Source organism: Serratia marcescens (assembly GCF_001902635.1).
Lineage (GTDB): Bacteria > Pseudomonadota > Gammaproteobacteria > Enterobacterales > Enterobacteriaceae > Serratia > Serratia marcescens_F.
Map to the genome: position 1 here is coordinate 141,989 of NZ_MJAO01000010.1, position 13,155 is coordinate 155,143.

A 13,155-nucleotide genomic window follows, 5' to 3' on the forward strand; every position below is an offset into this window, starting at 1 on the left:
AAGGGGATTATTTCCTTTGTCCGCTTCTGTGGGTGATGTAATATTTATGACGTCGAATGTTAATGGGAAGGAGTGCTGTAAAGGGAAATTTAAATCATTAATTCACCTTGGGTGACTATACGCCGGATGTTTTCTTGTTTTTTAGTTTATCGTGTCAAATCTATTATTGATGCGGCGGTGTTGTGCTGCTTTTTTTTGGTGCGACGGTTGGTGAAGAACGAGTGTTAAGTTCGGTGTTGCTTTGTGAATGGAGTGATATCTATTTCACTAAGGAATAATTCTCATTTTGTAAAACCAGAGTTTCTTTCTAGGAATATTACCAAGGGAGCGGCTGAGGGTTGCTGTTTTTTATTTTATATAAATTTAGATAAGGATGTACGTATGAACATGAAAAAAATCGCATTGGTTATGGCTGTGGGTGCTGCGATGTCTGTTGGTGTTGTTAACGCGGCAGATCAGGGGCACGGTACTGTGACCTTCGTTGGTTCTATTATCGATGCACCGTGTTCCATCACCCCGGACACCATCGACCAGACCGTCAACCTGGGCCAAATCTCCAACAAGGCCTTGGTGAACAGCGGTAAATCCAACCCGCGCTCGTTCGATATCAAGCTGGAAAACTGTGACGTGTCCGCACTGAAAGAAAAAACTGTGACCACTACTTTCACCGGCACAGAGTCCACCGCGCTGCCGGGCTACCTGGCTATCAAGGGCACCGCTTCCGGTGCCTCTATCGCCATCACGGCGGATGACGGTAAAAACATCAAGCTGGGCGACGCCAGCCCGGCGACCAAAATCCAGGACGGTAACAACACCCTGCGTTTCGCGGCCTACCTGCAGGGCAATGGTGCCTCCTCTGTGGTGCCTGGTGAGTTCACCTCTGTTGCTAACTTCACGCTGGCTTACCAGTAAAGGACGCGGTTGAGGCCGAGTTGTCGGCCTCAACTCCTTTTCTTCGTCATTTGCCCGTCACGCGGTGTGGCGTTGGCGCGGCAAATGCTATTCCAGACTCCAAACCGTATCAGGGAGTGACACGCTGGTGAGCCCGTTATCAGAACGCCTTCTGCCCACAGGTTATACGTTGTCTTCTGCTGCTTTCCGCCTCGGGGTGGGGGCTTCCCTGCTGGCGTTGCTGGCCGCTGCCGGGGTTCAGGCCCGTGACCAGGGGCATGGCCGCGTCAACATGGAAGGTTCCATCATTGATACCCCCTGCGCCATCGACGTGGCCAGCCGTGACCAGACCATCGACATGCTGACGCTGCCCGTGGGGCAAATCATCCGTGATGGTTATGGCCCGACGCGACCGTTCAGCATTCGCCTTGTCGACTGTGCGCTGACACCAATGCTCCCCAATCGCCCGGACTGGTCGCATTTTCGCGTGACGTTTGACGGACCGACGGCGCATGACGACCTGTTCAGCGTCAGCGGCCAGGCGCGGGGCGTTGGTCTGCAGATTGCCGATATCGCAGGTGCTATTGCCGTGCCCGGCAAGCCGATGCCGGCCAGCGCGTTGCAGGTTGGCAGTATGCGGCTGGATTACACCCTGCGTCTGGTTGGGGACCATCAGACGCTGCGAGCCGGAGCATACCGGACCACTATCCGTTTCAAACTGGATTATTTCTGAGATTAAGGAAAGGGAAGAGCCATGTCATCGTTCGTTTCTCCGCGCTTGCCGGATGCCTGTGCAGACAGACCGTTGCGCCCGGTAGCTGCCGGGGTGTTGCTGGCGCTGCTGGCCATGAACCCAGGCACGGTGCTGGCCGCGGCAGACGAGGTCGAGTTCAACACCGACGTGCTGGATGTCAAAGACCGCAGCCACATTAACCTCAACCAGTTTGCTCGCGCCGGGTACATCATGCCCGGCAGCTATCAGATGGTGGTGCGGCTGAATCAGCACGAGTTGCCGGAGCAGGCGATCAGGTTCATGGCACCGGCGGGCGATCCGCAAGGCAGTGCTGCCTGTCTGACGCGGGAGACGGTTGAACAGCTGGGGCTGAAAGAGGACGCGCTGCGTCGTCTGACCTGGTGGCACGATGATCAGTGCCTCGAACCGGCCTCCTTGCCGGGCATGACATTGCGCGGTGACCTGGGGGAAGGGGCGCTCTACGTCAACCTGCCGCAGGCTTATCTGGAGTACACCGCCGAGAACTGGGATCCCCCGTCACGCTGGGATGAAGGCTTGGCCGGCGTGTTGTTCGACTACAACCTGAACGGCCAGGTCGCGCGCCCGCAGGGCGGCAAGCAGACCCAGTCGTTGAGCGGCAACGGCACCGCCGGGGCCAACCTGGGCACCTGGCGTCTGCGCGCCGACTGGCAGGCGCAGTACAACCACACCACCGGTCAGGCCGGCAGCACGCAGCAGAATTGGGACTGGAGCCGGTACTACATGTATCGGGCCATTGCCGCGTTGCGCGCCAAACTGACGTTGGGTGAAGACTACCTCACCTCCGGCATGTTCGACAGTTTCCGCTTTACCGGTGCCAGTTTGGTGACTGACGACAACATGTTGCCGCCGAACCTGCGTGGTTATGCGCCGGAAGTGACCGGGGTGGCAAAAACCAACGCCAAGGTGACCATCAGTCAGCAGGGGCGGGTGATTTACGAGACCACCGTGGCGTCGGGGCCGTTTCGCATTCAGGACCTGAATACGGCGGTCAACGGCAAGCTGGATGTCAAAGTGGCCGAGCAGGACGGCAGCGTGCAGACGTTCCAGGTCGATACGGCCAACGTACCGTACCTGACCCGTCCGGGCATGGTGCGCTACAAGTTCGCCACCGGCAAGCCCTCAGACTTCAAGCATCACAACCAGGGGCCGGTGTTTGGCACTGGGGAGTTCTCCTGGGGCATCAACAACGGCTGGTCGCTGTACGGCGGCGGGTTGCTGGCGGGGGACTACAACGCGCTTGCGCTGGGTATCGGCCGCGACCTGTTGGCCTTCGGTGCGCTGTCGTTTGACGTGACGCAGTCGCGGGCCCAGTTTCCGCGGGACGCCACCCGCTCGGGCGGTTCCTATCGGGTGAGCTACTCCAAGCGGTTCGAGGAGTACGACAGCCAGGTGACTTTTGCCGGCTACCGTTTCTCGGAGCGCAACTTCATGAGCATGTCGCAGTATCTGGATGCGCGTTACCGCGGTATCCACAACGGCAGCGGTAAGGAGTTGTACACCCTGACGTTCAACAAGCAATTCCAGGATCTGGGGCTGAGTGCTTATGTCAATTACAGCCACCAGACCTACTGGGACCGGCCGAACAACGACACCTACAACCTGTCGCTGTCGCGCTACTTCGACGTTGGGCGGTTCAAGAACGTCAGCCTGAGCCTGACGGCGTACCGCACCCAATACAATCACACCAACGACGACGGACTGTACCTGAGCCTGGCGGTACCGTGGGGCAACAGCGGTACGCTGAACTACGACGGCCAGTTTGGCCGGGGGCGCAGCACCAATACCGTGGGCTATTACGACCGGCTTGACGACAACAACAGTTACAACGTCAAGGCGGGCGTCGGGGCCGGCGGCCGGGCGGTGGGCAGCGGTTACTTCACGCACCAGGGGGATGTGGCCGAGATGACGGCCAATGCCAGCTTCCAGGGCAGTGAGTACAGCGCGATGGGCCTGTCGCTGCAGGGCGGGATGACCGCGACCCGGCAGGGGGCGGCGATGCACCGCATCAACAGCGTCGGTGGTACCCGCATGATGGTCGACGCCGACGGCGTAAGTGGTGTGCCGATCCGCGGTTACGGGGGCGTCACCTATACCAATGCCTTTGGCAAGGCGGTGGTCAGCGACGTCAACAGCTATTACCGCAACAGTCTGGATGTAGACCTCAACAAGCTGCCTGAGACGGTAGAAGCCACCCGGTCGGTGGTGCAGGGCACTCTGACCGAGGGGGCGATAGGGTATCGCAAGTTTGGGGTGATTGCCGGGCAGAAGGCGATGGCGGTGATCAAGCTGGCCGACGGCAGTACGCCGCCGTTCGGCGCCACGGTGCTGAACACGAACCAGGCGCAGGTGGGGATTGTCAACGACGGCGGCAGTGTCTGGCTGTCGGGCATCAATCCCGGCGCCGAGATGAAGGTGCAGTGGGACGGGCAGACGCAGTGCGTGGTCACTCTGCCAAAACCATTGCCGAATGACCTGGTGACACACAAGTTGCTGCTGCCGTGCCGTTTGACAGGCGGAATGGCCAACACCGACGCAGGGAACACGTCGGGGCGCCTGGACGGGGGGATGACTGAGCCCTCCCGCGGCTTGCCCGAACGACCCACACCGGCGGAGAGGGGCGGGATGTCCTGAACCGTCGGTGTGTCTCCGACCTGAACGGCGGGACGCATGACGCAGCAAAAATGGCCGCCAGGGACGGTAGCCCCCTTCGGGGGATGGGGGCTGGAGCCCATGAGGTGCCGTGAGCACCACACCTTAATTTATCCGTATTGAAAAAGAGCACAGATATGATGAAAAACGAACTTGCAGGCCGGGCATTGAGCCCTTGTGCCCTGATGGCCGGTGCCGCAATGCTGGCCGGGATGTTGACGGTGCAGCAGGCTCAGGCGGCCATTGCGCTGGATCGCACCCGGGTAGTGTTCAACGGGGCCGACAGTTCACTGGCGTTGAGCATCAGCAACCAGAACAAGGAACTGCCGTACCTGGCGCAGGCCTGGGTCGAGGATGCCGACGGCAACAAAATTGAAAGCCCGCTGACGGCGCTGCCGCCGTTGCAGCGCGTCGAGCCGGGTGCCAAGAGCCAGGTAAAAATCCAGGCGACGGGGGGGCAGAACCTGCTGGCACAGGACAAAGAGACGCTGTTCTATTTCAACCTGCGGGAAATTCCGCCAAAGGCCAACAAACCGAACACGCTGCAGATTGCGTTGCAGACGCGCATCAAGTTGTTCTATCGCCCGAAGGCGATTGCCATCACGCGTGAAGGGCAGGCCAACCCGTATCAGGAGAAACTGACGCTGACGCGTCAGGGCGATCATTTTGTGGCCAACAACCCGACGCCGTATTACGTCACGATCGCCGGGGCGCGCAGCCGGGCGCAGAACGACGACTCGGTGGCCGGCTTTACGCCGATGATGGTGCCGCCGAAGGGCAGTGCCCAGCTCGGCGGCAGCGCCGGCGCACTGGGCAGCAGCCCGGTGCTGACCTACATCAATGATTACGGTGGCCGGCCGACACTGACGTTCGGGTGTGCGGGAACCACCTGTACGGTGAAGAGCAGCAAGGCGGGCTGAGTCGGGCAATCCGGCATGAGTCCTCGCAGGGGCGGATAAGGAGAACATGATGAGTCACAGACTGCGCAATGAACGGGGTGCCCTGTCCCTGTCGTCAGCCCTGCGCAAAAAGAACCTGCGCACCGGGCTGCTGACGGTGGTGGCGCCGCTGGTCCTGACTGCCGTGTTGATGGCGACGTTGTCGCTGCCGGCCGGGGCCAATCCGGACAACTGGGATGTGGAAGGTGAGCACGGCGAGCTGCATGTGTTCGGGGCGCTGACGGAAGGGGCGTGCCGGCTGGATATGGCGTCCACCTTCCAGCAGGTCGAGGTGGGTGAAACCCCGAATGCCCGACTGCGTAAGGTGGGCAATCTGGGGACGCCGGTGACGTTCCGGCTGCAGCTGCGCGATTGTGTGCGCTCGGGCGGGCGGCAGCGTGACTTGCGAACAGGGAGCACCACTTGGGATGCGCTGCAACCGGTGATGCAGGTGTCGTTTGTGGCGCCGGCGGATGTCGACACACCGAGTCTGGTACAGGTTAAGGGCGTGACGGGCATCGGATTGCGCATTCGGGACGGCCAGGAGCGGGATATTCGTCTGGGGGACCGCGGTGCGCCGCAGTTTGTGACGCCGGCGAATGATGCCCTGGTGTACACGGTGACGCCGGAGCGGACGAAGGCGCCGCTGACGACGGGGAGTTACCGAGCGGTAATGAATTTTAGTCTCAACTATGACTGAGGACCGGGTGGCATGAAAGGACAGTCGAAGCAGGGGGGGAGAGCCCTCGCGTTGAGCGGCCTGCTGGCGCTGGGCTGTGGACTGATGGTGTCCCTGCCGGCGGAAGCCAAAATGGACACCACCAACGTGAAAATCAATATTACCGGCACGGTGGTGGCCAACGGGCGCTGCACCTTTGCCGGTGGTAACCCCATCACTGTGGAGTACGGTGATGTGTTTATCAGCGACATCGCCGGTGACCGATATCGCCAACCGCTGAACTACGGTGTTTCCTGTTCGGGGGATGCCGGCGGCAAGACCATTCAGCTGCAGCTGGCCGGGATCGGAGCGGATTTTGACGGCACGTTGCTCGGCACCAACGCCAAAGGCTTGGGTATCAAACTATTGCGGGACAACAGCCAGATGGAACCCGGGAAGTGGTATGACCTGAACCCGTCCTCTCCGCCTAAACTGGAAGGTGTTCTGGTGAAACAAAGCGGTGCTGATTTCAGCAACGGTCAGGAGTTTAGTGCTTCGGCCACGCTGAAAGTGGCCTACAACTGAGGGTGCCGGAGATGGTAATTAAATATGCGTCATCACGCGGAAAGCGAACTGCTCTGTTGATGGTGCTGGCTTGCCTGGTGACGGCGGCGCAGGCCGAACAGAAGGGCGATGAGCGTCAGGTGACGTTCCACGGCACGCTGAAAAAGAAGCCGTGCCATATTTCGGGTGACCGGGATATCAACGTGCACTTCGGCAACGTCGGCATCAACAAGGTGGACGGGCAGAAGTACCTGCAGCCGGTGCCCTACACCCTGACCTGCGAGGAGGTCAACCCGGGCTGGGCGCTGCTGCTGTCTGTGAAAGGCACGCCGACGGGGTTCGATAAATCGGCACTGGCCACCAACGCCAACGGGCTGGGGATACGCATCCTGCAAAACGGCAAACCGCTGGACATCAACCAGGCACTGCCTATCACCTATGGCAGCCCGCCGGTGCTGCAGGCGGTGCCGGTGCAGCAGCCAGGGGTGACGTTGCCGGAGCAGGACTTCAGTACCACGGCCACGTTGATGGCGGAATACCAGTGAGGAGACAGCAATGAAGCAGTCGCATAAGGATGACGTACGTCGTCGGCGCTGGCTGATGCGGATAACCGGCGCGGTCATGACGACGGTGCTGATAACCGGTCTGGCAGGGCAGGCGCAGGCGAAGGACAACAACCTGCATTTTGACGGCACCCTGGTGGCCGACCCGTGCGTGCTGGACCCGAAGACCACCGATATCCGCCTGGATTTTGGGACGGTGGTCGACAAATACCTGTACCTGAATACGCGCACCCACAGTCAGCCGTTCGTCATCAATCTGATCGAGTGTGATACGAGCCTGGGCGATACGGTCATCATGACCTTCAAGGGGGCGGAGAGCAAAGAACTGCCGGGGCTGCTGGCGCTGACCAGTGGTCCTGCCGCAGGCATTGCCATCGGCATGGAGCTGGACGACGGACATCCACTGCCGTTCAACAAGCCGACGCCGGGATTTGCGCTGCGGGATGGGGAAACGCAGCTGCGCCTGCGGGGGTACGTACAGGGTGAGCCGAGTGCGCTCCAGAGCCACCGCATCGGGCGAGGGGAATTCACGGCGGTGGCGACGTTTGAGCTTAATTATCCGTAGGGTAGGAAGAGCGAATAAAAGGGTGAGTGTTATTTATATTTCAGGTATCCAGAGGTTATTCGGTTTCAGTGAGTGCCCGATGAAAAGCTGATGTGTTCGGCATCTTTTTGGTTTCAGTAGTTATGGTATATACAGGGTGAGTGAGGAGCACTATTGATGGTATTTATAAATTCTGGGTTTAGAATGAGGTATTTTTCTACTTTCGGTAAGGGGGCGGCACTATCATTAATTTATCTTGCCGTTGTATGGCCGGTTGAGTCATTGGCATTTCATTGCCGAGTAGATGGTAAGCCTATTAGTGGTGGTGAGGAAAATCTTGATGTAACCATTGGCCCCCAGTTTAATGATGGGAAGAATACATTTTTGGATATGTCATCGCAAGTGAGGTGTTGGAATGATGGGGGGTATACAGATACATTAAGTCTTAATTCTGGGCGGACGGAGCTAAATAGAGCGGTGTTTTCTGATATGATTGGTGGCGCTACGGCAAATGGTGTGGATTATAATATCCCCGTACCTGCTGCTTATATAATGACATTGAAGCCTTGGGTCGATGAGGGGGAAGGTAGGGCGAAGCCATTACCTTTGAAAATGTATTTCCTTCTTGATAAAGGGCTTGGGAAACAGTTGCATGTTAAAAAAGGTGATTATATAGGGAGTATTGGGTTTATCATGAGGAATAACGTTGGTGATAGCTACACTTATACATGGAAACTTTATTCAAAGAATGATGCTGACATTAACACGTCTGTGTGTCGAGTAACGACAGGTGATCCGATAAACGTCAGTTTTGGCGAGCTAGAGCGTATGGATTTAGGAACGGCAGGAACGAGCGATTATACCATCAATAAGGATTTTAATATATCTTGCTCCGGACCTGTCGTAGATTTTAATGTGCAGATGAATGCTAATCCAGTAAGTTGGAATAACGATGCTATTCAGACCAGTAACAGCAATGTTGGAGTAGTGATGCGTTGGAATGGGAATGTCATGACTACTGGAAGTTCGCAGAGTATGTCGGTTAACGGTTCATCCACGGTTAAACTGAGTTTTACACCAGTGCGTCCTTCAGCGGTATCACCTGATAATATTTCCACAGGTAATTTCAATACCTCAGCTACGTTGGTGGTGTCTCAGCAATAAAATAGACAGCGAGTTGTTCGTGCCTGAATGGCAGGCTTGATATGTCTATACGTATTCGTCGCTTTAATTTATTTCTTGCAGGTATCCCATGGCATACGGACATGATGCGCGGCACAGCCGTGCCCCGCTTATTCTTATCACCCTGCTGTCGCTGCTGATGCTCTTGTTGTTATCCGGCTGTGCGCAGGAATTCAAACCGGTGGTTACCCCGGCGTCGACCAAAACGACCGGAAACGGCGGTGCCCCCGCATCTTCTTTTGCCGCTGTTGAACTGGTTCCTTTGCGGGTTGCCCCGACAGCATCGGGTGCCACGGTCACGCCCGCCGCTGTGCCGCCCGGCAGTCGCGACAGTTCCCGCCTGGCGCAGTGTACGCGCGAGTTGGATGCGCTGCGCCGCTTCAGTGCCAGCAAGTACACCCGTTACAAGACCGAGTTTGACCGCCTCACCCGTACCGGTTCGCAGTACCTGGCCGTTGCCGGGGGTATCAGCAAGGATATCAACGACCTGGTGCAGCCCAAGTACCAATATGCGCTGACCAGCCTATGTTACCGTATTCGCGGTGACCTGTCGGCGGCGTTGCTGAACCAGGTGAACACCCAATGAGTCGGTCACGGTATTTGCGTCTGTGCTCGCAGCGCTGGCTGGGTTGGTGCGTGCTCTCACTGCTGCTTACCGTGGTACCGGGGCTGCAGGCCGAAGAGCAGGGCGGTTACACGCCGCCGGCTGGAACGCCTGATGTGTCCGGTCTGATGGGGGGCTCCGGTAACCATGATTACAGTCTGGGGGCGCTGATGGTACAACAGGGCTCGGCTGGCACTAATGGTTCAGGAGTGTCTTCGGGGCACGGCTCGGTGCTGGACGGGATGGGAAGCGGCAGTGCGTCGTCATCATCAACTGCCGTTCGCAAGGCGCTGCGAGCCGAGAACCGCAAGTTGAAGGCGCAGGTCATGGCGCTAACCGGAGAGATGAGATCCTTGCAGGACAAGGTGGTTTCGGCCAGTGACCCTGCCCGGCTGGCTGAAATGACCGCCCGGCTGGCAGAGCGAGACAAAAAATTGGCTGAGCAGGATGCGCTGATTGCGTCTCTAAAGGCAACATCGGCACGGCTTGAACATGACAACCTCAGTCTGCTGGCCGGTACCGGCAGTCTGGAAAAAGCAAAGTCGGACCTGAAAGCGGTACAGACACAACTCAAGCTGGCCCGGGCAGAACTGAGCACCGTCCGGGCCGGGTTGTTACAGGCGGACAACGCCCGTGCTCAGCTGGAAAGCACGCTGCTGTCGACGCGCAGTCAGCTGGCCCGAGCCAATGAACGGGCTGCGGCTGCAGGAAAAGTGGCCGCGGTACCGCTGGACTCGGGGGCACGCAAGGAGGCGTATGTGGTCGGCCAGGCTATGGCCTCGGGGTTACGCGAACGCCTGAGCGAGTATGCCGCCTCGGGGGTGGAACTGGACTTGGCGCGGGTGAACGCCGGTCTGAATGATGGGCTTCGTAGCAAGATGCAGTTACCCCGCGGAGAGATGGATAAGGTTTACCAGAGTTTTGCCCGTCGGTTGCAGATGCAGGTGACGACAAAGGTGAAAGAGGGGGAGGCCCTACTGGCTAAACAGCTGGCCGGACGCAAGCCGGCGAAAACGGTGGCGGGCATCAGCTATGTGGTGGTGAAGAAGGGCAAGGCCATCAAGGACAGTGACGCCCCGTTGGCACTGGCATTGACGGAGCGCATGGTGGAGGGGAAGACGCTAAGCACCATCCCAAGACTGACGCTGGGGCCGGATGACGACATGCCGGCGATAGTCAGGGAAGCACTGCCGCTGCTGGGTGAGGGTGCAGAAGTGGAAGCGTATGCGCTGGCGAAGTCGGTGTACGGCACGTTGCCGCTGCCGAAGGGAGTGGCGGCGTACACGGTGCTGGTTTACCGAATGACGGGACTGAAGGCCGGGTAGGTCTGTAGTGTACTGATGGCCGGTGAGCCAGGGAAAGAGGGGGATGGAACTGTTACTGCCGGAAGGGATCGGAAATCCGGCATGGGGTGACGCCCGTCCCCCATGCCGGCAGTCAAAAACACACAATCCTGTGTTAGAAACCTCATTCATTATACCCTATCTGGGGTATCCACAGAAATGGGGGGGCGCGAAGCTGAGGTTGAAAATTAGGGAGCCAATGTTTCCCGATAGCCTATTGATGCATATATTAATGAACAACCATGCGGGAATGTGTTTTATTTATCCGATTCTGTTTGTTGATATTAAAAATTCAGGCTGGTGATGATAAATGCATGTTTTATATTTGCATGCTGGCTGATAGGGTGTTTTTCTAGGTGTAGGTTTGGTCAATGGTGGTGACTGTATTTCTCCCTGTTTTCAGGTTTATTTAGTTGGCTTCGCCTTTGATTTTTTTGGTTATATCAATGAAGTCAGAATATCGCTCTTGTTTGAAGTAAATGCATTGGTGTATATTCATTTCGACTGGAAGTGGTTTTTTTATAAAGTGTAACTCTTTTGCGCCAAAGTCTGGGTAGTGAGTGAGGCTTTCCGGGATAAAGCTAACGCCTAATCCGTTAATGACCGCGCGGTGAACATCTTTATTATCAAGCATGCAGGCTATAGAGTAATCAAAATCATATTTCTGCATTTCAAGTTTTAAGGTGTTAAATGCTGGGTGGGCTAACGCCTCACAATATTGAATCAATCGTTCGGACTTTAGAATGTCTTTGACGGAGTTATATCGCTCATAAAGCTCATCCTTTATTACCAAGCCAAGGTAATCATTAGGCAGTAATAATTGATGCGTATTTTTTTGTTTCGGCAGGGGAGTGTTGATACTTGCAACAACAACTATATCACATTTGTCGTGTTTCAAATCATCCATAAGCTCCCCTGAATTTCCCTTGAGGATGGATATTTTTCGGCTGCTTTCACCTAAAATGGATAAAAGGTTATCTGAAATGAAGGGGTAATATAGACCATCTGTTTTTACAGTCACATCACAAAAAGAATTTCCATCATCTAAAGTGTTTAATACTTTTTCACCATGTATATATAATGGCAAAACTTCATTGTATAAAAAAAGGCCGTCAGGTGTGAGGGTTATACCAGATTTTCCTCGGATGATCAGCGTTTTACCCAACCGTTTTTCTAGATCACGAATGCCATGGCTTAATGCAGATGGCGTTACCGATATTGCATCCGCCGCCTCGGAAAAACTGTTTTTCTGTACGAGAATAATGAATTGCTTTATTTGTCTAGAAAACATCATTAGAAACCCAGGCAAGTAAACATAAAGCTTACTGTACTATTTTTTACGATAATATGCACGAAAAAACACATCGTGTCAGATTGGCCATATAACTTTAACTGCATTTGCGTAACATGGGTGAAAGGTAATTCACTCTTCATAGATGATATACGAGCATCAACACTGTTGGTTTTGTGTTATTAATTTCGTAAAATATCGCTGCTCTTTTGTTAACCAGTTTCTATGTAAAACGGGTCAATTATCTCTATTTTTCACCAAGAGGAAATTTTTTCAAAAGCTATGGAGAATTTCTCATCCATCCTGCCTGGTTTTTTAACTCGCTGTAGTCAGCTCCTGCTCTCAGGTAGTGATTGAGAGTAGATAGAGCCAACACCAGCTGTATAACACCATTGTTCCGATGAGTCAGCAGGCAGGGGAAGGCGCTGTTCTTTGCCCGGTTTAACCTGTCGACTCTGGGCCAGAACACTTCGTACAGTGATTAGGGTAAAACCGCAAACGTTGCATCAAGAGTATTACCGTCACCCGGGGCTATATCAAGATATTGAAGCCTCACTGTTTGCTACGAAGGTGTTGTGAAGCAGACCGCCACGTTGTCCACGGCATGCAAGACACCGGCCGTATTGTCTCCGACATAGAAAACGGCAGCTGCTTCCTGCCGCTTGAAGGGCGCTATTATCGATAGTACTGATGCCTTCTTCTGGAGTTGTGTTTCCAGCTTTTAGCTACATCATATACACCTGAAGGGAGTTCATCCCATGGATCCGCGAGTTGCTTTCCTCGGGCTGCCCGCAACCTGAGGTTATACTCTTTATATTCAATATGATGCAGGTAGAAATAGCTTTTTTCCTGTCGAGTACTGAAGCATTTGCATGAGATGTTTCTTAGGTTAGGGTAATAAACCCAGTTAAAACAACGACCAGAGAATGCTTTAGAGTATTTGTACTGCTTTTTCAGTTTTTTCATGATACTTCCAGGTTAGTTGACGATACCTAGAAGTGAGCCTTCGCATAGTAGTTCATGATGCCTCCAGAGTTAATACCTTAAGACCTGCCAATAAGTATACATCAGGGCCGTTTTTTTGTTAACGACTATATATCGTTGAAAAATAATCGTGCTGCGAAGGGGGGGGGGCACCTCCGTATAAATGATG

The 13,155-nt window shown here is 55.3% G+C and carries 13 protein-coding genes; 12 read left to right on the top strand and 1 reads right to left on the bottom strand.

The genetic code is table 11. From position 1 onward, the window contains the following. Nucleotides 1-381 precede the first annotated feature (381 nt). The 12 genes from BHU62_RS12190 to BHU62_RS24950 all read left to right on the top strand — a co-directional run bounded on the left by BHU62_RS12190 (nucleotide 382) and on the right by BHU62_RS24950 (nucleotide 11,015). Nucleotides 382-912 (top strand): fimbrial protein, encoded by a 531-nt coding sequence (locus BHU62_RS12190; RefSeq protein WP_073532246.1) that lies wholly within the window; start codon nucleotides 382-384, stop codon nucleotides 910-912. A 169-nt stretch (nucleotides 913-1,081) separates the two neighbouring features. Then, nucleotides 1,082-1,624, top strand: a complete 543-nt coding sequence (locus BHU62_RS12195) for a fimbrial protein (protein WP_073532247.1) — start codon at nucleotides 1,082-1,084, stop codon at nucleotides 1,622-1,624. Nucleotides 1,625-1,645: 21 nt separating this feature from the next. Beyond that, the gene (locus BHU62_RS12200) at nucleotides 1,646-4,297 is read left to right on the top strand and encodes an outer membrane usher protein (protein ID WP_078062057.1); all 2,652 of its coding nucleotides are present in this window, start codon (nucleotides 1,646-1,648) and stop codon (nucleotides 4,295-4,297) included. Between the two features lie 155 nt (nucleotides 4,298-4,452). Further along, nucleotides 4,453-5,235: a fimbria/pilus periplasmic chaperone gene (locus BHU62_RS12205; RefSeq protein ID WP_415915710.1), complete on the top strand. Its 783-nt coding sequence runs from the start codon at nucleotides 4,453-4,455 to the stop codon at nucleotides 5,233-5,235. A 46-nt stretch (nucleotides 5,236-5,281) separates the two neighbouring features. Next, nucleotides 5,282-5,953, top strand: coding sequence for a fimbrial protein (locus tag BHU62_RS12210; protein WP_236720664.1), 672 nt, complete (start codon nucleotides 5,282-5,284; stop codon nucleotides 5,951-5,953). 12 nt (nucleotides 5,954-5,965) lie between these two features. Next, nucleotides 5,966-6,496, top strand: a complete 531-nt coding sequence (locus tag BHU62_RS12215; RefSeq protein ID WP_078062058.1) for a fimbrial protein — start codon at nucleotides 5,966-5,968, stop codon at nucleotides 6,494-6,496. A gap of 11 nt (nucleotides 6,497-6,507) precedes the next feature. Next, on the top strand, nucleotides 6,508-7,020 hold the full coding sequence (locus tag BHU62_RS12220) for a fimbrial protein (RefSeq protein ID WP_073532249.1): 513 nt from the start codon (nucleotides 6,508-6,510) through the stop codon (nucleotides 7,018-7,020). Nucleotides 7,021-7,030: 10 nt separating this feature from the next. After that, the gene (locus BHU62_RS12225) at nucleotides 7,031-7,603 is read left to right on the top strand and encodes a fimbrial protein (RefSeq protein WP_078062059.1); all 573 of its coding nucleotides are present in this window, start codon (nucleotides 7,031-7,033) and stop codon (nucleotides 7,601-7,603) included. 156 nt (nucleotides 7,604-7,759) lie between these two features. After that, nucleotides 7,760-8,746 carry a fimbrial protein gene (locus BHU62_RS12230; protein ID WP_073532250.1) on the top strand — a complete coding sequence of 329 codons (987 nt, stop codon included), beginning with the start codon at nucleotides 7,760-7,762 and terminating at the stop codon, nucleotides 8,744-8,746. Nucleotides 8,747-8,834: 88 nt separating this feature from the next. Beyond that, the gene (locus tag BHU62_RS12235) at nucleotides 8,835-9,350 is read left to right on the top strand and encodes a hypothetical protein (protein ID WP_073532251.1); all 516 of its coding nucleotides are present in this window, start codon (nucleotides 8,835-8,837) and stop codon (nucleotides 9,348-9,350) included. A 50-nt stretch (nucleotides 9,351-9,400) separates the two neighbouring features. Further along, on the top strand, nucleotides 9,401-10,693 hold the full coding sequence (locus BHU62_RS12240) for an FKBP-type peptidyl-prolyl cis-trans isomerase N-terminal domain-containing protein (RefSeq protein WP_171971315.1): 1,293 nt from the start codon (nucleotides 9,401-9,403) through the stop codon (nucleotides 10,691-10,693). A gap of 43 nt (nucleotides 10,694-10,736) precedes the next feature. Further along, complete coding sequence (locus BHU62_RS24950; protein WP_139282279.1) at nucleotides 10,737-11,015, top strand: hypothetical protein; 279 nt, start codon at nucleotides 10,737-10,739, stop codon at nucleotides 11,013-11,015. A 105-nt stretch (nucleotides 11,016-11,120) separates the two neighbouring features. On the opposite strand, the gene BHU62_RS12245 is transcribed toward BHU62_RS24950, so the two are convergent. Next, the gene (locus BHU62_RS12245) at nucleotides 11,121-12,005 is read right to left on the bottom strand and encodes a LysR family transcriptional regulator (protein WP_073532253.1); all 885 of its coding nucleotides are present in this window, start codon (nucleotides 12,003-12,005) and stop codon (nucleotides 11,121-11,123) included. Nucleotides 12,006-13,155 lie beyond the last annotated feature (1,150 nt).